24 protein-coding genes and 2 tRNA genes are annotated in these 25942 nt (G+C 29.7%); 14 read left to right on the top strand and 12 right to left on the bottom strand.

The window, feature by feature from the left end:
- The 5 genes from QM495_RS06785 to QM495_RS06765 all read left to right on the top strand — a co-directional run.
- A partial coding sequence (locus QM495_RS06785; protein ID WP_408671354.1) for a VWA domain-containing protein occupies nucleotides 1-334 on the top strand: 334 nt, incomplete at its 5' end.
- Nucleotides 335-445: 111 nt separating this feature from the next.
- Nucleotides 446-1138 carry a DUF542 domain-containing protein gene (locus QM495_RS06780; protein ID WP_408671353.1) on the top strand — a complete coding sequence of 231 codons (693 nt, stop codon included), beginning with the start codon at nucleotides 446-448 and terminating at the stop codon, nucleotides 1136-1138.
- A gap of 50 nt (nucleotides 1139-1188) precedes the next feature.
- Nucleotides 1189-2166 carry a DUF438 domain-containing protein gene (locus QM495_RS06775; RefSeq protein ID WP_408671352.1) on the top strand — a complete coding sequence of 326 codons (978 nt, stop codon included), beginning with the start codon at nucleotides 1189-1191 and terminating at the stop codon, nucleotides 2164-2166.
- Nucleotides 2167-2182: 16 nt separating this feature from the next.
- On the top strand, nucleotides 2183-2764 hold the full coding sequence (locus QM495_RS06770) for a cytochrome c oxidase subunit 3 (RefSeq protein ID WP_408671351.1): 582 nt from the start codon (nucleotides 2183-2185) through the stop codon (nucleotides 2762-2764).
- A 2-nt stretch (nucleotides 2765-2766) separates the two neighbouring features.
- Nucleotides 2767-3012: a cytochrome C oxidase subunit IV family protein gene (locus tag QM495_RS06765; RefSeq protein WP_408671350.1), complete on the top strand. Its 246-nt coding sequence runs from the start codon at nucleotides 2767-2769 to the stop codon at nucleotides 3010-3012.
- Nucleotides 3013-3036: 24 nt separating this feature from the next.
- On the opposite strand, the gene QM495_RS06760 is transcribed toward QM495_RS06765, so the two are convergent.
- Together QM495_RS06760 and QM495_RS06755 are read right to left on the bottom strand one after the other, a co-directional pair.
- The gene (locus tag QM495_RS06760) at nucleotides 3037-4956 is read right to left on the bottom strand and encodes a CocE/NonD family hydrolase (protein ID WP_408671349.1); all 1920 of its coding nucleotides are present in this window, start codon (nucleotides 4954-4956) and stop codon (nucleotides 3037-3039) included.
- Between the two features lie 44 nt (nucleotides 4957-5000).
- Nucleotides 5001-5300, bottom strand: coding sequence for a DUF423 domain-containing protein (locus QM495_RS06755; protein ID WP_408671355.1), 300 nt, complete (start codon nucleotides 5298-5300; stop codon nucleotides 5001-5003).
- Nucleotides 5301-5684: 384 nt separating this feature from the next.
- Here QM495_RS06755 and asnB point away from each other — a divergent pair, with 384 nt between their 5' ends.
- The 3 genes from asnB (at nucleotide 5685) to QM495_RS06740 (ending at nucleotide 10667) form a co-directional block, all read left to right on the top strand.
- On the top strand, nucleotides 5685-7355 hold the full coding sequence (gene asnB / locus QM495_RS06750) for an asparagine synthase B (RefSeq protein WP_408671348.1): 1671 nt from the start codon (nucleotides 5685-5687) through the stop codon (nucleotides 7353-7355).
- Between the two features lie 432 nt (nucleotides 7356-7787).
- Nucleotides 7788-9902 (top strand): DNA helicase RecQ, encoded by a 2115-nt coding sequence (recQ, locus tag QM495_RS06745; protein ID WP_408671347.1) that lies wholly within the window; start codon nucleotides 7788-7790, stop codon nucleotides 9900-9902.
- 147 nt (nucleotides 9903-10049) lie between these two features.
- Nucleotides 10050-10667, top strand: a complete 618-nt coding sequence (locus QM495_RS06740; protein WP_408671346.1) for a YqaA family protein — start codon at nucleotides 10050-10052, stop codon at nucleotides 10665-10667.
- A 19-nt stretch (nucleotides 10668-10686) separates the two neighbouring features.
- Here the strand turns inward: QM495_RS06740 and QM495_RS06735 are convergent, their stop codons facing one another.
- A complete protein-coding gene (locus tag QM495_RS06735) occupies nucleotides 10687-11136 on the bottom strand; it encodes an Lrp/AsnC family transcriptional regulator (protein ID WP_408671345.1) in 450 nt (149 codons plus the stop codon).
- Between the two features lie 119 nt (nucleotides 11137-11255).
- On the opposite strand from QM495_RS06735, the gene QM495_RS06730 reads away from it, so the two are divergent.
- On the top strand, nucleotides 11256-11654 hold the full coding sequence (locus tag QM495_RS06730) for a hypothetical protein (RefSeq protein ID WP_408671344.1): 399 nt from the start codon (nucleotides 11256-11258) through the stop codon (nucleotides 11652-11654).
- 89 nt (nucleotides 11655-11743) lie between these two features.
- Here QM495_RS06730 and QM495_RS06725 read toward each other — a convergent pair whose 3' ends face one another.
- Nucleotides 11744-15175 (bottom strand): methylmalonyl-CoA mutase family protein, encoded by a 3432-nt coding sequence (locus tag QM495_RS06725; protein ID WP_408671343.1) that lies wholly within the window; start codon nucleotides 15173-15175, stop codon nucleotides 11744-11746.
- Nucleotides 15176-15736: 561 nt separating this feature from the next.
- Between QM495_RS06725 and QM495_RS06720 the strand changes: the two genes are divergently transcribed.
- From QM495_RS06720 to QM495_RS06710, 3 genes are read left to right on the top strand one after another with little or no spacing between them, the layout of a single operon-like run.
- Nucleotides 15737-16264, top strand: a complete 528-nt coding sequence (locus tag QM495_RS06720; protein WP_408671342.1) for a DUF4136 domain-containing protein — start codon at nucleotides 15737-15739, stop codon at nucleotides 16262-16264.
- Between the two features lie 56 nt (nucleotides 16265-16320).
- The gene (locus tag QM495_RS06715; RefSeq protein ID WP_408671341.1) at nucleotides 16321-16491 is read left to right on the top strand and encodes a DUF5522 domain-containing protein; all 171 of its coding nucleotides are present in this window, start codon (nucleotides 16321-16323) and stop codon (nucleotides 16489-16491) included.
- A 35-nt stretch (nucleotides 16492-16526) separates the two neighbouring features.
- Nucleotides 16527-17228, top strand: coding sequence for a DUF4197 domain-containing protein (locus QM495_RS06710; RefSeq protein WP_408671340.1), 702 nt, complete (start codon nucleotides 16527-16529; stop codon nucleotides 17226-17228).
- Here the strand turns inward: QM495_RS06710 and QM495_RS06705 are convergent.
- The 8 genes from QM495_RS06705 to QM495_RS06670 form a co-directional block, all read right to left on the bottom strand.
- Entirely contained in the window at nucleotides 17225-17797 is a 573-nt protein-coding gene (locus tag QM495_RS06705) for a peroxiredoxin (protein WP_408671339.1), read from the bottom strand. The genes QM495_RS06710 and QM495_RS06705 overlap by 4 nt on opposite strands.
- Before the next feature lie 18 nt (nucleotides 17798-17815).
- Nucleotides 17816-19876, bottom strand: coding sequence for a methylmalonyl-CoA mutase (gene scpA, locus QM495_RS06700; RefSeq protein ID WP_408671338.1), 2061 nt, complete (start codon nucleotides 19874-19876; stop codon nucleotides 17816-17818).
- Nucleotides 19866-21221, bottom strand: coding sequence for a methylmalonyl-CoA mutase subunit beta (locus QM495_RS06695; RefSeq protein ID WP_408671337.1), 1356 nt, complete (start codon nucleotides 21219-21221; stop codon nucleotides 19866-19868). Before QM495_RS06695 ends, scpA begins: the two co-directional genes overlap by 11 nt.
- A gap of 7 nt (nucleotides 21222-21228) precedes the next feature.
- Nucleotides 21229-21558, bottom strand: a complete 330-nt coding sequence (locus tag QM495_RS06690; protein WP_408671336.1) for an FtsB family cell division protein — start codon at nucleotides 21556-21558, stop codon at nucleotides 21229-21231.
- Between the two features lie 3 nt (nucleotides 21559-21561).
- Nucleotides 21562-22167 carry a uridine kinase gene (udk, locus tag QM495_RS06685; RefSeq protein ID WP_408671335.1) on the bottom strand — a complete coding sequence of 202 codons (606 nt, stop codon included), beginning with the start codon at nucleotides 22165-22167 and terminating at the stop codon, nucleotides 21562-21564.
- A 182-nt stretch (nucleotides 22168-22349) separates the two neighbouring features.
- Nucleotides 22350-22423, bottom strand: a tRNA-Thr gene (locus QM495_RS06680).
- Nucleotides 22424-22474: 51 nt separating this feature from the next.
- A tRNA-Pro gene (locus QM495_RS06675) sits at nucleotides 22475-22549 on the bottom strand.
- 49 nt (nucleotides 22550-22598) lie between these two features.
- Nucleotides 22599-22937 (bottom strand): thioredoxin family protein, encoded by a 339-nt coding sequence (locus QM495_RS06670; protein WP_408671334.1) that lies wholly within the window; start codon nucleotides 22935-22937, stop codon nucleotides 22599-22601.
- A gap of 168 nt (nucleotides 22938-23105) precedes the next feature.
- Between QM495_RS06670 and trxB the strand changes: the two genes are divergently transcribed.
- Together trxB and QM495_RS06660 are read left to right on the top strand one after the other, a co-directional pair.
- Entirely contained in the window at nucleotides 23106-24053 is a 948-nt protein-coding gene (gene trxB / locus QM495_RS06665; RefSeq protein WP_408671333.1) for a thioredoxin-disulfide reductase, read from the top strand.
- 139 nt (nucleotides 24054-24192) lie between these two features.
- Nucleotides 24193-25776: an aspartate:alanine exchanger family transporter gene (locus tag QM495_RS06660; protein WP_408671332.1), complete on the top strand. Its 1584-nt coding sequence runs from the start codon at nucleotides 24193-24195 to the stop codon at nucleotides 25774-25776.
- Nucleotides 25777-25942 lie beyond the last annotated feature (166 nt).

Raw genomic sequence — 25942 nt, 5'->3', positions numbered from 1 at the left:
AAATGGTTATACAAGAATTGGTGCAGCTTTACGCCATTCCGGAGCAATGCTAGACAAGCGTGATACTAAAAATAAATGGGTTATTTTAATTTCGGATGGAAAACCAAACGATTATGACAGATACGAAGGAAAATACGGAGTTAACGATGTAAAACAAGCATTACGTGAGCTAAATGAACGCCAAATAAATTCGTATGCTTTAGCAATTGAAGCACAAGCTAAATATTACTTGCCTCAAATGTTTGGGCAAAATCACTATCAAATTTTAACAACACCTGTAGAACTGCTGAAATCATTGGTGCTGCTCTATGAAAAAATAAAATATCAATCTTAAAAAATAGTATTTGATATTTTTTTTTGGTTTAGTAAAATTTAACAAAACAATAAAAGATAAAAAAGTCTTTTATTGTTATCTTTGCACTTTAAATTAACATAAAATATCATAATGAATATTACTAAAGAAAAAAGTGTTGCCGAAGTAGTGACTGAAAATATGGGTGCTGACCACGTTTTTAGTAAATATAATATCGATTTTTGTTGCGGAGGGAATGTTACACTTGAAAAAGCTTGCAAAGAGAAAGGGATTGTATTTGAAGAACTAAAAGCAGAGATTGAAACAGTTACCAACATCATTAATAATGATACTAATTTTAATCAAATGGATGTGGTTTCTTTGATGGATTATACTCAAAATGTACATCATAATTATTTTAGTGAAAAAATTCCATTGATATTGCAATTGGCTTTTAAGGTTGCCGAAGTCCATTGGTCTAGTCATAAAGAAGTTGTGGAAATAAATAATTTGTTCAACAAGGTGGTGCCGGAATTAAATGAACAAATAGTAATTGAAGAAAAGAGACTTTTTCCTATTATAAAAAAGCATATAGAGCAAAATAATAGAGAACCAATTAAATTAGAACCATTAACTAAGACTATTCTAAATATAGAAAATGTTCATAAGCAAATAAGAGATATATTTAAAAATATAGCCAAATTAACAACTAATTATTCACCTCCTAAAGATGCTTGTAATACATATAAATCACTATACATAAATTTACAAGAATTTGAACAAAAATTACATAGCTACTTTCATTTTGAAAAACATATTCTATTTCCCAGAGTTATAGAAAGCTAGAAATAGTAGAGCTAATTTAAATTTAAATATCAAACCAAAAAACCAAAAAAATGAATTCATTTTTACCAACGGTGGTACAATTACCAGAAGGGCACCCTGTAAAAGTATATTATAAAGAAAATGACTTAATTCAAGAATTATTAGTTGAATTAGATAAAGTAAATCCTGTAGATGATTTTCAAAAATATTATAATATATTCAATCAATTAACCACCATTGAAAAGCGATTTGTACGTAAAGAAAATCAGTTATTTCCTTATTTAGAAAAACATGGTTGGGAAGGTCCAAGCCAAGGAATGTGGTCTTTTCATGATAATTTACGAGATCAAATACGGTTATTAAACACCTATAATGAAGAAAAGAATACTTCAAAAATAATTGAAAATCTTCCGTATTTAATCGAAGGTATTAAACGGTTATTGAGTATAGAAAATACTCGTTTATTCCCAAATGCTATGGAGTTACTTTCTGAAGAAGAATGGAAAGAATTTTATATAGGAGATGAAGAAATTGGCTGGATGTTAGATGAAAAACCAGTACCATATCCTCCAATAATAAAAGAAGAATATATTCATCCAAGTGAAGATTTTACAAAAAGAGACTTATCGTTTTCTTTAGATAACACGTTTCATTATGATGAAGGTTATATGACTCCGGAACAAGTAAATTTATTATTACGATTTTTACCGGTTGATATTACCTATGTAGATGAAAATGATAAGGTAATATTTTACAATAGAGGTGATAATCGAGTTTTTTCTCGTAGTAAAGGAATTATTGGTCGTGAAGTACGTTTTTGCCATCCGCCAAAAAGTGTGGATATGGTATTGCGAATTGTAGCAGAATTTAAAGCTGGCACCAAAGATGTTGCCGAGTTTTGGTTTAATTTTAAAGGAAGAGTCATTCATATTCGCTATTTTGCAATACGTGATAATCAGAAAAATTATAAAGGTGTAATTGAAATGTCGCAAGATGTTACTGATATTCAAAAATTAGAAGGTCAAAAACGATTGTTAGACTGGGATTAAACTTAAAATGATGTAAATGAATACTCAACAAATAAATCATAAAAGTATTTACTATCCTCCAGGAGGAATTTTACTATGGATTCTTATATTTTTAGAACTCATAACCTTTGGAGCTGCCTTAGTTGCAATGATGGTTTATGGTAAACAAGAACCAGAAATGTTTCATGCATCTCGATTGCATTTAAATACAACTATTGGTACTATAAATACAATAGCTTTAATTACTAGCGGATTTTTCATGGCACTTTCTGTTCAGTATTTTAAGGAAAATAATCTAAAAAAATCTTCCTTATTTTTAAAATTAACCATGTTAGGAGGTGTACTGTTTTTAGTTTTAAAAGGGTTTGAATATTATGAAAAAATTGAAGTTGGTTTAACCATTGGGTACAATACATTTTTCACTTTTTATTGGCTATTAACCTTATTTCATGTAATTCATTTGTTAGTTGGATTGGTAATTTTGTTGTTTATGCAGCACGATTTAAACAAAAACAAGAACAATGCTAAAATAGAAGATGTGGAAGCAAGTGCAGCATTTTGGCATATGTGCGATTTAATTTGGTTATTATTATTTCCTATAATTTATTTAATCTTTTAATTATGGAAAAATCATTGTTAGTAAAAATTTGGATTTTGTTGGTGATACTAACAATTTCATCAGCATTGGTAGGTAATAATTTTCAGCATTATAAATACATCATCGCTATAATTATAGGGTTAACTTTAGTGAAATTTTTAGGAATTTCCTTTTACTTTATGGGACTTAAAAAAGCGCATTCTTTTTGGAAAACAGTTGTAATAATTTACTTACTACTATTTTCAATAATAACAATACTGATTTTTTAAATTTCAATATTCGGTACAATTTTTTTAATTTAATACAGAAAATTCAATTTTTGAAGAAGTAAAAATAGTATGTGTTTGCGTCTTAAAATCTTCTTTTTTTGCTTTAAAAATATTAGGCACAAAAGTTTGTGGGTTCAAATCTATTAAAGGGAACCAGGTACTCTGCACCTGTATTTGCAATTTATGTCCTTTTTTAAACGTATGATTTACATCTTGTAACGTAAAATTAACCGCAGTTTTTTTATTAGGAATAAAAGGTTCAGGATTGGTAAAGCTATTTCTAAATTTACCTCGCATCACTTCACTACGAACCATTAAATGATAATTACTCATTTTTAAATGACCTTGCATTCCTTCTTGCTCTTTCGCATCTGCAGGGAAAACATCAATTACTTTAACAATCCAATCGGCATCAGTTCCTGTAGTTGCAACTTGTAGTTTAGCCAAAATATCTCCTACCAAAGCTATATCTTCATTTAAAATATCAGTTTCATACACTAAAACATCATTTCTTCTTGCTGCAAATCGTTGATCGTCTGTCATATATTTTCGTGGTGTATAAACCATTTTAATATCTTCTGAATATGGAACAGGTTTTTTAATATTGCTAATAAATTTTATTCCGATTTCTTTCTCTTTTGAAGTTGTTAACTTTTGATTGTTAGATAAATAGAACTGTTGTTTTTTACGATTTTTTGGTGGCCAAGTATCATAAGTTTTCCATTCTTTTTTTCCGGAATCGTACACATAAGCTTCTGGTAATCCAGAATTTTTATCACCTTTTCCTTTTAAAAAATGATTAAAAAATTTAGTTTCAATTTGTTCTTGAAATTTTAATGAAATTGAATCTCCAAAATAATAATTTCCTACACTATTTTTTACATTAGTTCTAGCCCATTGACCGTGACTCCAAGGTCCAAATACCAATGTATTGTAGTTATTCGGATTGTATTTTTCAATAGTTTTATAAGTTTCTAAAGCGCCATACAAATCTTCAGCATCAAATTCACCTCCAACAACCATCGTTGCTACGTGCGGTTTTATATTTTTTAAATGCTGAATAAGTCCTTTACTTTGCCAAACTTTATCGTAATTCGGATGTTCTTTTAATTCTTCCCAAAAGAAATCATTAGTCTTATCATTTAATTGAACATTAGGATTATCTAATTTTTCATTTTGATAATATTTATTTAAGTTACTTAAAGGGCCAGCATCTAAAAAGAATTGATATTGGTCTTTTGCTTTAACGGCATCCATTTTATACCAAGCAGTATCCGTTGGTGTATTTTTAGGAGTTCCAAAAAGAGGCGTTATTCTAAAATAGCTTAACAAATAAGCACCGTTATGGTGAAAATCATCAAAAAAGAAATCGCCAATACACGCTTGTGGTGAAGCAGCTTTTAAAGCTGGGTGAGCATCAATAGTAGAATACGTACTATAAAATCCGGGATAAGAAATTCCCCAAGTACCCACATTCCCATTATTATTTTCTACATTTTTCACTAACCAATCAATAGTGTCATACGTATCGGAACTTTCATCAATATCTGTACTATCTTTTTTGTTTGGAATGTATGCGCGCATATTATCGTAAGTTCCTTCACTCATCCAACGTCCACGAACATCTTGGTACACTATAATATACCCTTCTTTCATTAAATAGTTGTTTGGACCTATGTTTTCCCTAAATTTATTTTCGCCATAAGGCCTAACACTATAAGGAGTTCGTTGTAATAAAATAGGATAGGTTTCACTTTTGTTTTTTGGAGAATAAATGGTAGTAAATAAATTTACACCGTCACGCATAGTAATATTAGTTTCCATTTTATTGTAATTTTCTTGTGCGTAATTTTCTCTTTGTTCTACAGTTGAATTAGAATTATTACAGCTAAAATTTATGAAACTTAGTGCAACAACAAAAACTCTAAAAGTGAAGTTTTTCATTTGAAGTTTGCTTTGGTTGTTGGTAAATCTACAAAAAATGAAATTTAGAAAGTCATATTTAAAACAGAAACAACTAAAAGTACCCAACCTATAATCAAAAATAAACCACCAATTGGTGTAATTGGCCCTAAAAATGTTAATTTTTTGTTTTTTGCTGAAGAAATTACCAAACCATAAATACTGAATGAAAATAACAGCATACCAATTATAAAACTGTACACCATATATTTTTCTGAAGCCGTTTCTAAGTTAAAGTTAAATCCGACAAATAATAAAACTATCGCATGATACATTTGATATTTTACACCAGTTTCAAAACTTTTTAATTGTTCATTATTTAAGATTTTCTTTAAATCGTGTGCTCCAAAAGCACCAAATACAACGCTATCTTATAAAAATGATGATAGCGCTTGGAGTTTTAAATTAGATGCTCAAAATTTATTTGATATAAAATTTAAGCAACAAAATAGTTTTTCATCGTATATTGTTTCTGATGCTAAAACATTTATTTTGCCAAGAATTGTTATGATTTCAGTTGGTTATAATTTATAACGCTCTTCTAAATTTCAGAAAACAATTAAAAACATTTAATTTTTAAAAGATACTTACATAATAAAGTTATTATATCTATAATAGTTTTAAACTGTAATTAATAAGTTTATATGTGTTTCTAAAAATAAACAATTAACCCACATTTGCAGTATAATTAACAACAAAAATAGAAAAACATGTGTGGAATTGTTTGTGCATTTGATTTAAAAGAAAAAAGTGAAGGATTAAGACCTCAATTATTAATGATGTCTAAAAAAATACGTCATCGTGGTCCGGATTGGAGTGGAATTTATGCCAATGAAAAAGCAATTTTAGCTCATGAACGTTTGGCAATAGTTGATCCTGCTTCAGGAAAACAGCCATTATTTAGTGAAGACGGGAAATTAGTGTTGGCGGCAAATGGTGAAATATACAATCATAGAGAACTACGGAAACAATTTGAAGGAACTTATAATTTTCAAACTGAATCTGATTGTGAAGTAATTTTAGCTTTATACAAAGAAAAAGGTACTAGTTTTATTGATGAAATGAATGGGATTTTCGGTTTTGCTTTATATGATGTTGAAAATGATGAGTACTTTATTGCTCGAGATCATATGGGAATTATTCCTTTATATATGGGTTGGGATGAAAACGGAACTTTTTATGTAGCTTCAGAATTAAAAGCATTGGAAGGTGTTTGTACTAGAATTGAGTTATTTCCTCCAGGGCATTTTTTGCATAGTAAAGATGGTAAATTAATAAAATGGTATAGTAGAGACTGGATGGAATATGATGCTGTAAAAGAAAACCAAACTAGCATTGATGAAATTCATGATGCTTTAGAAGCCGCAGTTCACAGGCAATTAATGTCTGATGTGCCTTATGGAGTATTACTTTCAGGCGGCTTAGATTCTTCGGTAACTTCAGCAATTGCAAAAAAATACGCAGAGAAAAGAATAGAATCTGGTGATACACAAGATGCTTGGTGGCCACAATTGCATTCATTTTCTGTTGGATTAGACGGTTCTCCAGATTTGGCTGCCGCACAATTAGTTGCAGACCATATTGGTACGGTGCATCACGAAATTAAATTCACCATTCAAGAAGGCTTAGATGCTATTCGCGATGTTATTTATAACCTTGAAACATACGATATTACAACAATTCGTGCTTCAACACCAATGTATTTAATGGCAAGAGTGATAAAATCTATGGGTGTAAAAATGGTACTTTCTGGTGAGGGTGCTGATGAGTTATTTGGAGGATATTTGTATTTTCATAAAGCACCAAACAAAAAAGAATTTCACGAAGAAACGGTACGTAAATTAAGTAAATTACATATGTACGATTGTTTACGAGCGAACAAAAGTTTAGCTGCTTGGGGAATTGAAGGTCGTGTACCATTTTTAGATAAAGAATTTATAGATGTTGCTATGCGTATAAACCCACAAGATAAAATGATTAACGGGGAACGTATGGAAAAATGGGTAGTGCGTAAGGCTTTTGAAAGTTATTTACCTGAAAGTGTTACGTGGAGACAAAAAGAGCAATTTTCTGATGGAGTTGGTTATAGTTGGATTGATACCTTGAAAGAAGTTGTAGATAAAGAAGTAATAGACGAACAATTAGCAAATGCTAAATTTAAATTTCCAATTCAAACGCCAACAAGTAAAGAAGAATATTATTATCGTTCCATATTTACAGAACATTTTCCTTCGGATACGGCTGCTTGGAGTGTACCTCAAGAAGCCTCGGTAGCTTGTAGCACTAAAATTGCGTTAGAATGGGATGAAGCATTTAAAAACATGAACGACCCTTCTGGAAGAGCAGTAGCTTTTGTTCACGAAGATGCTTATAAAAAATAAATGATATACCCGTTGTGCATTCTGATTCTTTAAACATACTATTACGTCAGTTCGAGTAATTTTTGATAAAAAATTGTATCGAGAACGATTATTTTTAAATAAAAAACCTATTCTCGATACTAATTTTAAGCCTAAAAAGGCTAAAATCCACTCGAATTGACGAAATTTTATCATAATGGATAACGGGTAATGATATTTTAGTTTCTTCTAATTGTCAGGAATTAGTCACAATAAAGAACAACGTCATGCTGAACTTGTTTCAGCATCTTATTATCATATGAAAATCAGTATTTTATTGATTCAGACCCCGAAACAAGTTCAGAGTGACGAACGTTGTGTTAGTTTACGGATATACAATTAATTTTAAAAATACAATGTTAAAACCGTTCTAATTGTGGAACGGTTTTTTATTTTTGTAAAAACAATAATTGCATGCTATTAAAAGAAACCCATAAAAAATTAGTCCCAACTTTAAAAAAATACTTTGGCTACGATAGTTTTCGCGAACAACAACAACAAATAATTGAATCGGTACTTTCTAAAAATGATAATTTAGTAATTATGCCAACTGGCGGTGGTAAGTCCATTTGTTTTCAATTACCAGCGTTACTTTTTGAAGGTGTAACATTGGTAATTTCTCCACTAATTGCTTTAATGAAAGATCAAGTAGACGGATTAAATGCCAATGGAATTTCAGCTGCATTTTATAATAGTAGCCAGGAAAGCAAAGATCAACAAGCTATTTTTGAAAAAGTAATACAGAAAGAAATAAAACTTTTATATGTTGCTCCAGAAAGTTTATCCTTACTCGAAAATATTTTAAATGAAACACATGTAAGTTGTATTGCAATTGATGAAGCGCATTGTATTTCATCTTGGGGACACGATTTTAGACCATCATACCAACAGTTAGGGTTTTTAAAAAAATCATTACCAAACACACCAATAATTGCGTTAACCGCAACTGCAGATAAAGCTACCCGAAAAGATATTCTTCTGCAGTTAAACATTCCAAAAGCAACACAATTTTTAGCATCATTCGATAGGAAAAATATTGAATTAGAAGTTCGTCCAGCAAATGATAGAGTATCACAAATAATAAAATTTATTAATGATAAGCCAAATGAATCAGGAATAATTTATTGTTTAAGTAGAAAATCTACCGAGCAACTAGCTTCAAAATTGAAACAAAACGGAATTAAAGTTGCAGCTTATCACGCTGGTTTAGGATTTGATGAAAGAACTAAGACACAAGAAAATTTTATTTATGATAAAACACAAGTAATTTGTGCGACAATTGCATTTGGTATGGGAATAGATAAATCCAACGTTCGATGGGTAATTCATTACAATATGCCAAAAAACATAGAAGGCTATTATCAGGAAATTGGGCGTTCTGGTAGAGATGGTTTAAAATCAAATGCGTTATTATTTCATAGTTATTCTGATGTAATTCAACTTCGAAAATTTGCAAGCGGTGCGAGTAATGAAGATGTACAAATTGCAAAGCTAGAGCGGATGAAACAATTTTCGGAAGCAACAACTTGCCGAAGAAAAATATTATTGAGTTACTTTGGAGAATTGTTGGCTGAAAATTGTGAAAATTGTGATGTTTGTAAGAATCCGCCTCAGTTTTTTAATGGAACAATTATAGCTCAAAAAGCACTTTCAGTAATTACTCGCTTAAAAGAAACAGAAGCTATTGGAACTGTAATTGACGTATTAAGAGGTGCGCATAATACTACTGTTATTGATAAAGGCTATGATAAACTTAAATCTCATGGTATTGGTAAAGATATTTCCTGGAGAGATTGGCAACAATATATTATTCAACTTACAAATCAAGGGTATTGTGAAATAGCGTTTCATAAACATAATGCCTTACAATTAACAAGTTTTTCGAAAAAAGTATTATTTGAAAAAGAAACGGTGAATTTAACACAGCCAATTGAATTTAAAGAGCCACAAATAAAGAGCAAAGAAACCAAGTTAAAAAAGGTTAAAAAAGACACCTTATTTGAACGTTTAAGAAAATTACGCCAGGAAATTGCTTTGGCTGAAAATATACCAGCTTATTTGGTGTTTAATGATGCTACATTGAAAGAAATGGAAAGAGCTAGGCCAATGTGTGAATCAGATTTTTTAGAGATAAGTGGTGTGGGGCAACGAAAATTAGAAGTTTATGGTGAAGATTTTATTGCTGAAATTGTATCATTTTCAAATATAAAAGTTGAAAAACGTAAAAAAAATGATACACATAAAGTTACTTATCAATTGTATAAAGAAGGATTAACAATTGATGAAATTTCAGAAAAAAGGCACTTAAAACCTACTACTATATTTTCACATTTAGCAAAATTGTACACCGACGGAAAAGAAATAGATATTTATAGTTTTGTAACAAAAGAAGAAGTTGAAAAAGTAAGAACGGCTAAAGAAGAATTAGAAAATCCAACGACTTTAAAGCCTTATTTTGAACATTTAAATTCAGAATTGGAGTATTTTAAAATAAGATTAGCTTTAACAATATTAGATAGAGAAAGCTAAATCAACAAGTTTTTTAATGAAATTTGCGATTAAGTGTTAATCTTTTCTAAAAAAATACTATTTGTGTAACATAAATGACTTTTTAAATTTAAATAAAACCTATTTTGCTCATTATAATAATTAATTTAGAATAATTATAAATAACGAATGAGCAAAGTAAAGGGGAGAAAAAAATCTAAAATACAACTACTTCATCAATATTATGCTTACACAGGCTTTTATAAATTTTTAATTGATAGCACTAAAAAGGCAGTACCTCCTATACTTTTTTTGGTAGCTGTATTATGGATATTTAATAATTATATTTACAATATTAATGATGGCTTAGAAATAGTAACGGCTTCATTTTCAAGATTTGCTATTTTATTAATATTTTTTTTATCTGAAACATTGTTGGGTTTAATTCCTCCAGAAATTTTTATCGCTTGGTCTAAAAAAACAGCCGATCCAATATTAAATTTAGTTTTATTAGCATCCTTATCCTATTTAGGAGGGATTATATCCTATTTTATTGGAAAAGCAATTTTAAAAATTAGAAGTGTTAAAGATTATTTTGAAAATAAAATGGTTAAACATTTAAAAAATACAACAAAATGGGGTGGGTTTTTAATTGCGGTTGGAGCTTTACTTCCAATTCCGTTTTCAATTACTTGTTTGGCTGGGGGAATGATAAAATATCCTCTTAAAGGTGTTTTATTATTTGGTACTTTACGGTTTGTTCGTTTTGCGATATATGGTTTTGTAATTTTTAATATTGTGAGTTAGTTTATAAATTATAAAATAGTTATAAATCTATTCTTTTTACCATTGGGTTATTTTCTATTACATTTGATAAAACAATATGAGTTCTAGTTTCACCATAAGTAATTACTTGATCTATAAATTGTTCTAAATGTTTTTGATTGTTTAAAACAACTTCCATAACTATATTTTCGTTCCCTGTAATTCTATAACAATTAACAACTTCATCAAAAAAAGTTACTTTTTCAATAAAAGGTTTCAGTCTGCCCATAAAAGCTCTTAAAGTTATAATTGCTTTTAGTTGATGACCAGTTTCAAAATGGGAAACCTTCGCATGATACCCTTCAATAATTCCTGCATCTTCTAGTTTACGAATTCGTTCAGCAACTGCGGGTGAAGTAATACCTACTTGTTTCGCAATATCGGTATTAGATTGTCTAGCGTTTTGTTGTAAACAACTTAAAATTTTCCAATTTACGGTATCAATTTTCATTTTTTAAAGATTTGTTATGTAAAAATATTAAATTATTAATGAATTTAACACTATTACTTTAATTAATAAATATAAATTATGGTATTACGAAGTAAATTTGTTTAAATACTTTATTGTTAATGTTTAATTCTTCAGAACAAAATATAAGTCAGTTAGTTATCTATAAAAAATCTTTAGATATTTTTAAATTATCAAGGTCTGTAGCATCTTATGTTACTGATGATAAGGATATGATTTTAATGTATCGTTCAGGAAATAAATCAGATAACTATGCGGATAATTTAGTTATGAATGCATATAGGCTTGTTCCAAAAATAGTTGAAGTAGAAACTCAAAATAGTAAAAGTTTAAAGCTGAAATTGGCCAAATCACTTCGATTTTTTATTGAAAGAATTTATCAAGACTGTATGAAGTTAGAAAGTACTAAAATTCAAGGAAAAGACTTTGTTCAATTGCTAATAAATGAATTAAAACACCTTCGTAAAATTCATAAAATTTACGTAAATTCTTTATTGTAACTCTATAAGCTTTTACACTTCTAATTTCATTTAACTTATTACTTTTTTTGTATTTACAAATAAGCAAAAGGCTAATAAATAAAAAGAAATTACATATTTCGTCTGTATTGACCACCAACCTCAAATAAAGCTTCCGTAATTTGACCAATGGAACAAACTTTACAGGCTTCCATTAATTGTTCAAAAATATTTTCGTTGTTGATAGATTTTTGTTTCAATAACTCAATTTGATGTTGAACTTTATCAGTATTTCCTTTATTTAAATTTTCAATAACAGTAATTTGATATTGTTTTTCATCTTCAGTTGCCCTAATAACTTCCTGAGGTAAAATAGTAGGTGATCCTTTGCTACTTAAAAATGTATTTACACCAATAATAGGAAAATCACCGTTGTGTTTTAGAGTTTCATAATACAAGCTTTCTTCTTGTATTTTACTGCGTTGGTACATTGTTTCCATAGCACCTAAAACACCGCCACGTTCTGTAATTCTATCAAATTCTACATAAATTGCTTCTTCTACCAAATCGGTTAATTCTTCTATAATAAATGAGCCTTGAATTGGATTTTCGTTTTTAGTTAACCCTAATTCTTTATTAATAATTAATTGAATTGCCATAGCTCTGCGTACACTTTCTTCAGTGGGAGTGGTAATAGCTTCATCATACGCATTGGTGTGTAAACTATTGCAATTATCGTAAATTGCATACAAAGCCTGAAGTGTTGTTCTAATATCGTTAAAGTCAATTTCTTGCGCATGTAAACTTCTTCCTGAAGTTTGAATATGATACTTTAACATTTGTGCTCTCGGGTTTGCACCATATTTATTTTTTAACGCTTTTGCCCAAATTTTACGAGCAACTCTTCCAATTACGGCATATTCAGGATCCACACCATTTGAGAAAAAGAACGATAAGTTTGGGCCAAATTTATTAATGTCCATTCCTCGTGATAAATAGTACTCTACATACGTGAATCCATTTGCCAAAGTAAATGCCAATTGAGAAATTGGATTAGCACCAGCTTCAGCAATATGGTATCCTGAAATAGAAACAGAGTAAAAGTTTCTCACATTATTTGTTATGAAATATTCCTGAACATCACCCATTAAACGCAATGCAAATTCAGTAGAAAAAATGCAGGTATTTTGAGCCTGATCTTCTTTTAAAATATCAGCTTGTACAGTTCCACGTACTTTAGCAATAGTTTCAATTTTTATTTTTTGGTAGATGTTATTTGGTAAAACTTCATCACCAGTTACCCCTAAAAGCAGTAATCCTAAACCGTTATTTCCTTCAGGTAATTTCCCTTGATATTTTGGCCTAATAACACCTTTTTTCTTATAAATTGAAATTATTTTTTCTTCAATTTCATTTTCTAAATCATTTTTAATAATGTGTTTTTCACATTCTTGGTCAATGGCTGCATTCATAAAAAAGCCTAACATCATTGGAGCCGGACCATTAATTGTCATTGAAACCGAAGTTAGAGCATTTGTTAATTCAAATCCTGAATACAATTTTTTAGCATCATCTAAACAGCAAATAGAAACTCCTGCATTACCTATTTTCCCATAAATATCGGGTCTAATATGTGGATCATTTCCATATAAAGTAACCGAATCAAAAGCTGTTGATAATCGTTTTGCGGGCATTCCTAAGCTTACATAATGAAAACGTCTGTTTGTACGTTCTGGTCCACCTTCACCAGCAAACATTCTTGTTGGGTCTTCACCAGTTCTTTTAAAAGGGAAAAGCCCAGAAGTATAAGGGAATTCACCTGGTACGTTTTCTTCTAAACTCCAAAATAAAATATCTCCCCAAGCTTCATATTTTGGTAAGGATATTTTAGGTATTTGGAGGTGAGAAAGAGATTCGCTATGTGTTTTAATATGGATTTCTTTTCCCCTAACTTTAAAGGAATATACTTCATTTTTGTACGATTGTTTTTTAGCTTCCCAATTTAAAATTAGTTGCCAGTTGTATGGATTTAAATCCATTTTAACACGTGAAAATTCTGAAACCAATAATTTTAAAAAGTCTTTATTTTTGTCAGTCTGAGCTTGTCGAAGACTTTCTTCTTCTAACCCGAACTTCGACAGGCTCAGTTTGACATTTGTAATGGCTTCAATAGTTTTATAAATTCCAAATAATTTTTGAGCAACTTCTTTTTGTTGGAAACTAGCCTTGCTATAAGCTCTGTTATTTTCTGTTATTTCTGATAAATAACGTGTTCTATTGGGAGGGATAATAAATTGCTTTTTGCTAGTTTTATCTATAACTTTAAAATTATTTTTGAAATTAGCTGTTGTTTTTTCGTTTAATTTCTGAATTAAAACAGCATATAATTCATTCGTACCTGGATCATTAAATTGGGAAGCAATAGTTCCGTACACTGGCATAGATTCAACATTACTTTCCCATAAATTATGATTACGCTGATATTGTTTTTTAATATCTCTTAAAGCATCCAAAGCACCGTGTTTGTCAAATTTATTAAGCGAAATAACATCAGCAAAATCAATCATATCAATTTTTTCTAATTGTGTTGCGGCTCCATATTCTGGAGTCATAACATATAGAGAGACATCAGAATGATCTAAAATCTCCGTATCACTTTGTCCAATACCCGAAGTTTCTAAAATCACCAAATCAAAACCTGCAACTTTTAAAACGTCAATAGCGTCACTTACGTGTTTTGATAATGCTAAATTTGATTGTCTTGTGGCTAATGAACGCATATAAACACGCTCGTTTTTTATGGCATTCATTCTAATTCTATCTCCTAATAAAGCACCGCCAGTTTTTCGCTTAGAAGGATCGACAGATACTATAGCAATAGTTTTTTTTGGAAAATCAATTAAATAGCGTCTAACCAATTCATCAACAGTTGAAGATTTACCAGAACCACCAGTTCCTGTAATTCCTAAAACTGGAATGTCAGATTTTTTTGATTGATTTCTAATTTCTGAAATAAATTGGATGTGTTTTTGGGAGAAATTTTCTGCAGCTGAAATTACCCTGGCTAATTGAGCAGGATTTCTTTTAGTTAAATCAGCAATTTTAAAATCAATAATTTCACCAGTAGGAAAATCGGATTGCTCAATCATATCATTAATCATCCCTTGTAACCCCATTTTTCGCCCATCATCAGGAGAATAAATACGAGTTATACCATAACTTATTAAATCTTTAATCTCTTCAGGAAGAATTACACCACCACCACCACCAAATATTTTAATTTGAGGCGCCCCTTTTTCTTTTAGCAGGTCATACATATATTTAAAATATTCATTATGACCACCTTGGTAGGATGTTAATGCTATTGCATTTGCATCTTCCTGAATTGCACAATTAACAACCTCTTCAACACTTCTGTCATGGCCTAAATGAATAACTTCAACACCAGTTGATTGAATAATTCTTCGCATTATATTTATGGCTGCATCATGACCATCAAAAAGAGATGCTGCTGTGACAATTCGAATTTTATTTTTTGGTTTGTAAGGTGCTATTTTCTCCATAAGTGTAATTAAATTCTATAGTTTGCAATTTAACTAAAATTAATAAGTTTTACGATATGTGATTTTATCAAATATGTAGCTTATTACAATTAAAATTAATAAATAATTAATGCTATTTTATTAAAAAGAATTATATAACAAAAATAGTAATAAAAAGCTAAGTATATTTTAAAAATAGTGTATATATGATTACTAATTTTTTTAGTTTTTAAAAGATAATATGGTTTTATTAATCATTTCTAATTAAATTAAACAAAGAATGATTACAGATTTACAATTTTCCTCAATTTTAAATTGATAGAGTTTTTCGAAATGTAACTTGGGTTTCTATTCATAGTAGTTATTTTGGTATAGTTCTTGATAGTAATATAGAGGATGAAAAGTGTTTGACATAGATGCTTTTTAGGAAATGAAAATAATGAAATTTCAAGAAGGAAATTGAATTATAACAAAGGTGTATTTTTTGTTATAAAAGATGATTAACATTAAAAGTTACGTATCCAAATTTGATTGATGGTTCATTATTATCAGAATTGTTTTAATATTTAAAATTATCAAAAGATGAAAGCCTTAAAATTATTATTGATAACCTTACTTTTATTAGTAGCATCTTGTAGTTCAGTGAGAGTTACAACAGATTATGATACTAAAACGGATTTTTCCAATTATAAAACCTTTGCTTTTTATAAAAAAGGAATTGATAAAGTTGACATTTCTGATTTGGATAAAAAAAGAATTTTAAAAGCAGTAGAATACGAATTATTGGCCAAAGGGTTTACAAAATCTAAAAATCCAGATGTTTTAGTGAATATTTTTACTAAATCCCGTCAAAAAGTAGATATTTATAACAATAATACCTATTACGGTTGGCACCCTTGGTATTACGGGCCAAATTTTGGAATGCACATTTCAAAATATACAGAAGGCACACTTTTTGTAGATTTAATTGATGCAAATAAAAAAGAATTAGCTTGGCAAGGTATTGGAAGTGGAGCATTAAATACTTCTGGTAATATTACCAAAAAAGAAGAAAGAATTAAAGAATTTGTTGCCGAGATTATGGCAGAATACCCTCCTGAAATTCAATAAATAATAATAGTTTTAAAAACGCTCTGAAATTTCAGGGCGTTTTTTATTTTTGTCCTATGGATTTTAAAAAACCAATTCCTTTGGAAAAAGGAGATTATTATACAAATGAAAAAGGCTATCGTGTTTTTACTGAGCAATATCATTTAAAAAGAGGATATTGTTGTAAAAGTGGTTGTAAACATTGTCCGTACGGATATGATATGAAAACAGACAGTTTTAAAAAGTAAATTTAATTATATTCGCCAAAATCAAATCTATTATCATGTTAAAGAAAATGCTTTTATTGATTGCTGTATTTCAGCTTTCAGGTTGTGCAGAATTACAACAAGTAATAAATCAATTACCAAATGGTGGAATTACAAATGATCAAATTGCTAGAGGTTTAAAAGAAGCTTTAAATAATGGAATTACGAATCAAGTTGGTACGTTGGCTATTAAAGATGGTTTTTTTAAAAATGAATTAGTGCGTATTTTACTTCCTGAAGAATTACAGAAAGTTGATAATACATTACGGAAAATTGGATTATCTAAATTAGCCGATGAAGGTTTGAAAGTACTAAATAGAGCTGCTGAAGATGCTGTGAATGAGGCTATTCCAATCTTTGTTGATGCCATTAAAGGAATGACTTTTGCCGATGCTAAAAATATTTTATTAGGAGATAAAAATGCAGCAACTCAATATTTACAAATTGAAACTTCTGATGCTTTGTACCAAAAATTTAATCCAATTATAAATAATTCATTCAAGAAAGTAGGAGCTGATAAAATTTGGACTGATTTAATTACAAAATACAACAACTTGCCATTTACAAAGGATGTAAACCCAGATTTAACAGATTATGTTACAGGTGAAGCATTAAAAGGTGTTTATACGATGGTTGAAGTAGAGGAAAACAACATTAGGACTAAATTTAGCAGTCGTACTACAGATTTATTGCGTAAAGTTTTTGCATTACAAGATTAATTCGCTGTGAAATTTTTAATTATTTCTTGTATATTTTTGCTATCTTCAGAAGCATTTACTTCGGAGTTTTTATAAATAATTGTTTGGTTTTTATCTAAAACAAAAGTCCACCTTGAAGCTGTTACACCTCTTTTCAGTAAAAAACTTTCACCATTAAATTCTCTTGTAATTGATCCACCATCTTTAGTTGGAACACCAAATAATTTTGCAATTGTACCTTTTACGTCTGATAATAAAGGGAAATTTAATTGATAGGATTCTTTAAAATGCTTTAAGTTCTCTACTTCATCACCACTAATACCAATTACGGTAACACCCATTTTATCAAATGAGGCTTTATCATCTCTATAAGCACAAGCTTGTTTGGTACAACCACCAGTCATTGCAGCTGGGTAAAAATAAACTACTAAAAAATTAGTTTTAACCTCGTTAGAATTCCAAATAGTACTATTATCAGCAGAAGCTGAGAAATCTGAGATTTTATCTCCTACATATAATTCATTTGAGTTTTGCGAAAAACTTGTAAATGCTATTGCAATAATTAAAATTGAACTTAGAATATTCTTCATTTTATGTATATTATATTGTTATTCAGCTACACTATCAATTAAAATAGCTAAAATTTCAATGGCTGCTTTAGAAATTTTTGTTCCAGGACCATATACACCTACAACGCCCACATCAAATAAAAATTGATAATCCTGAGCAGGAATTACACCTCCAGCAATTACCATAATATCTTCACGATTATATTTTTTTAGTTCCGAAATTACTTGAGGAATCAATGTTTTATGACCTGCAGCTAAAGATGAAATTCCTAAAACATGAACATCATTTTCTACAGCTTGTTTAACCGCTTCTTTTGGTGTTTGAAATAAAGGTCCAATATCAACATCAAAACCTAAATCGGCATAGCCAGTTGATACTACTTTAGCACCACGATCGTGGCCGTCTTGGCCCAATTTCGCAATCATAATTCTTGGGCGTCTTCCTTCTAATTCAGCAAATTCATTTGCTAAATTTTTGGCTTTTTTAAATTCTTTATCGTTTTTAATTTCTTTACTATACACCCCTGAAATAGATTTAATAGTTGCTTTATATCTTCCGAAAATTACTTCTAATGCATCCGAAATTTCGCCTAAAGTTGCTCTTTTTTTAGCAGCTTCTACTGCCAAATCTAATAAATTTCCATTACCTGATTTCGCACAATTGGTTAAATTTTGTAATGCAATGTTAACTTCAGAAGTATTTCTAGTTGTTTTTAATTCATTTAAACGTTTAATTTGAGACTTTCTAACAGCTTCGTTATCAACTTCTAAAATTTGTAGCGGATCTTCTTGTTCTAATTGATAGTTGTTTACACCAACAATAGTATCTTGATTGCTATCAATTTTTGCTTGCTTTTTTGCGGCAGCTTCTTCAATACGCATTTTTGGGATTCCAAGTTCAATAGCTTTTGTCATTCCACCAAGTTCATCAACTTCTTGTAATAATTTCCAAGCTTTGTTAGCCATTTCTTCTGTGCTGTTTTCAACAAAAGTAGAACCAGCCCATGGATCAACAGTTTTTGTAATGTTAGTTTCTTCTTGAATATAAATTTGTGTATTTCTAGCTATTCTTGCTGAAAAATCTGTTGGTAAAGCAATGGCTTCATCTAACGCATTGGTATGTAAACTTTGCGTTCCTCCCAAAGCCGCAGCCATGGCTTCAATGGTTGTTCTAGCAACGTTATTAAAAGGATCTTGCTCCGTTAAACTCCAACCGCTGGTTTGACAATGGGTACGTAATGCTAATGATTTTTTATTTTTAGGGTTGAATTTTTTTATAATTTTAGCCCAAAGCATACGGGCAGCACGTAATTTTGCAATTTCGCTAAAATGATCCATTCCAATAGCCCAGAAAAATGATAATCTAGGTGCAAAAGAATCTATATCCATTCCACTTGCTATACCGATTTTTATGTATTCTAAGCCGTCGGCTAAGGTGTAAGCTAATTCAATTTCTGGTGTGGCACCAGCTTCTTGCATGTGATAGCCCGAAATGGAAATGGAGTTAAATTTGGGCATGTTTTTACTTGCGTATGCAAAAATATCAGCAATAATTTTCATGGATGGTGTTGGTGGATAAATGTAAGTATTACGCACCATAAACTCTTTTAATATATCGTTTTGAATGGTTCCTGCTAATAATTTTTTTTCAACACCTTGTTCCATTGCTGCAACAATATAAAATGCTAAAATTGGCAAAACAGCACCATTCATTGTCATAGAAACCGACATTTTATCTAGCGGAATTTGATCGAATAGCACTTTCATATCTTCCACAGAATCTATTGCAACACCTGCTTTACCCACATCGCCCTGTACGCGTTCGTGATCAGAATCGTAACCACGATGTGTTGCTAAATCAAAAGCAACTGAGAGCCCTTTTTGACCTGCAGCCAAATTTTTTCGGTAAAATGCATTACTTTCTTCAGCAGTTGAAAAACCTGCATATTGACGAATTGTCCAAGGACGGCGAACATACATTGTTGAATAAGGACCTCTTAAATTTGGAGCAATTCCAGCAATATAATTTTCATGTTCACAATAAGAATCCTTCTTATTAGAACTTTCTATAGTAAGTTGTGAAAAATCTTTACGCTTCATTTTTCAATCTTTTTTGTTCTAATTCTTCGGATAATCGCTTTGGTATAATTGGAATTATAAGCGTTTTCTTAGGGTTTCGTTCTACAAAAGGATGCACTTCAATAGTATGTTTCATTTTATCTAACTCATTCGGATACTTATTTGTTCCTAATAAAATTAAATTACCATTGTTAAATTGAATTTGTTCTTTTTTTGCATTTTCAACAATTTTACGTTGAATAGTTCCTTCTTTTAACTGTTGTAAAAAACCACCACTTTTTTCAATTTCTTTGAAAATAACTAATGCCTTTTCGGCAATTTGTTTTGTTATTGCTTCAATATAATAGGAGTTAGTAGCTATGTGTTGTGCATTTGTAAAGTAACTTTCTTCCTTTAAAATTAATAATTGATTTCTGGCTATTCTATCTCCAAATTCATTTGAATTATGAAAAACAGTATCGTAAGAAACGTTTGAAATGGTATTGGCTCCACTCAAAATAGCGCTCATACTTTCGGTAGTCGTTCTCAACATATTTACGTTATAGTCGTACAAAGTTTTGTTTCGTAAACTAGGTTCGGTAAATATTTGCGCATTTGCAGTGACATTATATGTTGAAAGAATTAAATTATAGAGGTATTTAAACGCTCTAATTTTGGCGATTTCGAAAAAATAATTACCTCCAATTGTAAAATTAAATTGAATTTTACTTGCTATTTCGCCACCAAATTTTGTTAAATATTCATTAGCGTGTGTTAATGCATAAGCAACTTGTTGAACTGTATTTGCTCCAGCATTTTGATATAAATCTACATTTACACTTATTATAAATTTAGTTTTATTATTTTGAATAAGTTTTTCTAGAACTTTGAAATCTTCATTTAAAGAAGCGTACCAGTTTCCAGTTTTTGCTAAATTTCCAACGATATCTATATTAAAAAAAACTATTTCGTTTTTAAGAAATTCATGAAGTTTTCGGATAAATTCTTCTGATAAAAACTCAAACTGAAAATGAAATTCAATATTTTTAAATAAGAGGTTTTGAAATAAAATAGAGGAATTAAAGGGGGTTTTTGCAACAAATTTTAAAGCATTTGCACCACGATTTATTACCTCTATTGCTATTTTATTTGATTCTTCTTCAGAAGTTATAATAATTTTTTGACAAATTTTAAAGTCATTTTCTGAAATAGGAATTTCTAATTTCTCAAAATTATCTAAATGATAAAAAGGTTTGATAGTAATTCCTTCGTTTGTTTTGGTAAGTAGTGTTTCGTTATAATCAGCGCCTTTTAAATCGAATTGAATTTTTTGTTTCCAGGCTGCTGCAGAACTAGGTTCAAAATCTTGGGTTATAAAAGTGCTCATAATAATTTTAATTATTGCTATTTTTTTCTAATGTATCATATTCTATTAAATAAATTTCTTCATTTTCCTTTTTCATATGGTACTGTTCTCTAGCAAATTTTTCTAATTCTTCTTTATCTTCTAGCTTTTTTATCAATTCTTTATCTTGTTTAATTTCTCTTTGATAGTATTCTTTTTTAGAATTAAGTTTATTAATTTCTTTATTAAACTCTAAATGATTTAGTAAAGAGTTTTCGTCAAAAAAAAACATCCAAATAATAAAAAACACAAATACAATGACGTATTTGTTTGTAATAAACTTTACAATTGGTTTATTTTTGAATTGTTTAAAAGTCATAAATTATAATTTATTGGTAATTACAGTTCTAACAATATCTACAGCTACTGTGTTATAACGATCGTTTGGTATTATGATATCTGCGTAATTTTTTGTTGGTTCAATAAATTGCTGATGCATAGGCTTTAACGTGTTTTTATAACGATTTATTACTTCAGTAACATCTCTACCTCGTTCTTCAACATCACGTTTTATTCTTCTAATTAATCGTTCATCAGTATCAGCATGTACAAATATTTTTATATCAAATAAATCACGTAATTTTTTATTGTTAAAAATTAGAATACCTTCAACAATAACTACTTTTCTTGGGTGTGTTATTAAAGTATCTTGCGTTCTGTTGTGTGTAACAAAAGAATAAACAGGTTGTTCAATAATTTTACCTTCTCTTAGTTCTTTTAAATGAGAAACTAATAAGTTAAAATCAATTGCATTGGGATGATCAAAGTTTATTTTGGTACGTTCTTCATACGATAAATTTTCTGTTTGGTTGTAGTAAGAATCTTGTGAGATTACACAAACTTCATCAACAGGTAATTCATGTAAAATTTGATTGACTACGGTAGTTTTACCACTACCTGTTCCTCCAGCAATTCCAATAATTAGCATATATAAATGGTTATAAATTTCACACAAATTTAATGAATATATGTAACTAGAAAACAGATTTATATACTTTTTTGAAGTGTACTTTAAATTATTGATAAATAAGTAATAATTTTCAAGGAGTTTTATGGTTGTATTTTAATGAATATAAAATAAAAAAGCCTCTTCATTTGAAGAGGCTTTTGAGCCGATAGAGGGACTCGAACCCACGACCTGCTGATTACAAATCAGCTGCTCTAGCCAGCTGAGCTACATCGGCTTTTTAATGACGGTAAATTAAAATTAATTTACTGATTTTTGAAAAATATTGTCGGGGTGGCAGGATTCGAACCTGCGGCCTCCACGTCCCAAACGTGGCGCGATAACCGGGCTACGCTACACCCCGAATAATTTCGGACTGCAAATATAAAACTATTAATACATTATACAAGCAATTATTCAAAAATTAAATGATAAGGTCTTTCAATGGCTTTTTGAAGTTCATAAATACCAATATTTCTACTTTTTCTTATTGTTTCTTTTCCTTCAAAAAATAGTAAAATAGTGGGCTCAACAAAGGCACTATATTTTGCAGCTATTTCTGGAGAAAAGTTCAAATCAATAGTGTAAAAATTAATTTTAGGGAAATTAGAAATAAGTAAGTTTTTAACTTTTGGTTCTAATGATTCTCCAACATTACAAGAAGTTGTATTAAAATAGAGTAAGACTGCTATTTCTGAATTTAAAATATTTTCAAGGTTTTCAACTGAATTGATGTTTTGTGTTTCACTCATTTTATAAAAATATAATCATTTAAATTTATGTAAAAATATGCTATTTCTTTAAGATTTATAGTCTATTGTAAATACTTATAATAGCATTATGAAAAATTATAAATAAAGAGGTAAATTTATAATATTTTGCTCTAAATTTGTTCTTTGTAAAATTAAAAAGTATAAAATATGTCTAATACAGTTGAAAGAATAAAGTGTTTGATTATAGGTTCAGGACCAGCAGGTTATACAGCAGCAATATATGCTGCAAGAGCAGATTTAAAACCCATAATGTACACAGGAATGCAAATGGGAGGTCAATTAACTACAACTACTGAAGTTGATAATTTCCCAGGATATCCAAAAGGAACAGATGGAACTGCAATGATGGAAGATTTAAAAAATCAGGCTGAGCGTTTTGGAACTGAAGTAAGATTTGGATTGGTTACAAAAGTAGATTTTAGTGATAAAGTAGGTGGAATTCATAAGGTAACCATTGATGAATCTAAAATTGTTGAAGCTGAAACTGTAATTATTACAACAGGAGCTACTGCTAAATATTTAGGATTAGAAAGTGAACAACGTTTAATTGGTGGAGGAGTTTCTGCTTGTGCTACTTGTGATGGCTTCTTTTATAAAGGGCAAGATGTTGTAGTTGTTGGAGCCGGTGATACTGCTGCTGAAGAAGCTACTTATTTGGCTAATATTTGTAAAAAAGTAACTATTTTAGTTCGTAAAGATTATATGAGAGCTTCAAAAGCTATGCAAAAAAGAGTTGAAAACACTCCTAATTTAGAAGTTAAATATAACACTGAAATTGATGAGGTTTTAGGTGATAATGTAGTTATAGGAGTTAGAGCTATAAATAATAAAACAAGTAAAAAAGAAGTGATTGATGTAACTGGGGTTTTTATTGCCATCGGTCATAAACCAAATACAGATATTTTTAAAGATGTTTTAGATATGGATGAAGTAGGTTATTTAAAAACCAAAGGTAAATCGACCAAAACTAATTTACCAGGCGTTTTTGCGGCTGGTGATGTTCAAGATAAAGAATACAGACAAGCCGTTACTGCTGCTGGTACTGGATGTATGGCGGCATTAGATGCAGAACGTTATTTAGGTTCATTGGTTTAAAGATGTTTAAATTATAAAATAAAAACCCAAACATTTGTTTGGGTTTTTATGTTTTTAAAAGGAAACGTTTTCGTTATTTTTATAAATATTAAATTCATAACATTGAATTTGTCCGTAATTTTGTTAAAAATTTATTAAAATGAATTTATTTAGTAATAGTTACTTTGTTTTATTTTTAATTATTTTTATTGGTTTTGTAATTGGTAGAATTAAAATCAAAGGAATATCATTAGATGTTTCAGCAGTTATTTTTGTAGCATTGCTTTTTGGCCATTATGGCATAGTTGTACCTAAAGATTTTCAATATTTAGGCTTAGTGCTTTTTATTTTTACAGTAGGAATTCAAGCAGGGCCAAGTTTTTTTGAATCTTTTAAAAAAAATGGACGTGAACTTGCATTATTAGCTAGTTTATTGGTGATAAGTGCAGGCATAATTAGTTTTTTAATCTATTATTTTGGAGGGGTAGATAAAAATTTAGTTATTGGGTTATTAAGTGGTTCATTAACTAGTACTCCTGGTTTGGCAGTAGCAATTGATGTAACAGGATCTTCTTTAGCTTCTATTGGTTATGGAATTGGATATCCATTTGGGGTAATTGGAGTTATCTTATTTGTAAGCTTATTGCCAAAAATATTAGGAGTTAAAATAGTGGAGGAAGAAAAACAATATAAAAGTGAAATAGCAACAGAATATCCTGAAATTTTACAAAAACATTTTATTATAGAAAATGAAAATGTAATAGGTAAAAGTTTTGAAGAATTAAATATTCGATTTATGACCAAAGCTGTAATTTCTAGAGTTTTACAAAACAATGTAGCTTTTGTCCCTGAACTTGAAACTATTTTTAGAAAAGGAGACTTAATAAAAGCAGTTGGTACAGAAGAAGCCTTAGAACGTGTTAAATTACTAATTGGTCATGAAACCAAAAAATCTATACCATTAAGTTCTAATTTTGATGTGAAATTTTTATTAGTAACCAATAAAGAAGTAGTCAAAAAAACATTAGGTCAACTTCATTTATTAAATAAATACCACGCAACAGTCACTAGAATTAGGAGATCTGGGATTAACATTTCACCTAGTCCTTCTTCTAAATTACAATTTGGTGATAAAATAATGGTTATTTGCTCAACAGAGAATATGCAAAAAGTGACTAGAATTTTTGGTAACGATGATAAAAAATTATCAAATACCGATTTTTTACCAATTTCTTTTGGAATTATTTTAGGAATATTAGTAGGTAAATTAAGTATTACGTTTGGAGATTTTTCTTTTAGTTTGGGTTTAACGGGAGGTATATTATTACTTGCGCTTATACTTGGTAGAACTGGAAAAACAGGACCTATTATGTGGACTATGACAGGTGCCGCAAATCAAATTTTACGACAATTCGGTTTGTTATTCTTCTTAGCTGCGGTTGGTACAAGCGCAGGTTCGAGTTTAGAAGCAACTTTCCAAAACTATGGAATTGAATTGTTTTTATATGGGATGATTATCACATTAATTCCTATGATAATTACAACAGTTGTGGCTAAATATTTTCTAAAAATGAATTTATTAACCTTATTAGGAACCTTAACAGGTAGTATGACAAGTACACCTGGTTTAGCAGCAATCGACAATATGGTTGATGCCGATGCACCAGCGGTTGCTTATGCTACGGTTTATCCTATAGCTATGGTTTTGCTAATAATAACTATACAAATTTTAAGTATAGTTTAAGATAAAAATTTGTTTAATAATTTGTTCATTTAAAAATCTATGTTACATTTGTCATAAATAATGAAGATAAATAATTTAAATATGAATTGGTGGTGGAACTCTCTTAAACAATAAGCGAGCAAGAACACTATTTATATAATCATATAAAACTAAAAGGACTTATCGC

Origin of the sequence: Lutibacter sp. (assembly GCF_046055765.1) — a bacterium.
Classification (GTDB): Bacteria; Bacteroidota; Bacteroidia; order Flavobacteriales; family Flavobacteriaceae; genus Lutibacter.
Note: the sequence above shows the minus strand (reverse complement) of the source record. Positions and strands in the feature narration are given on the sequence as shown.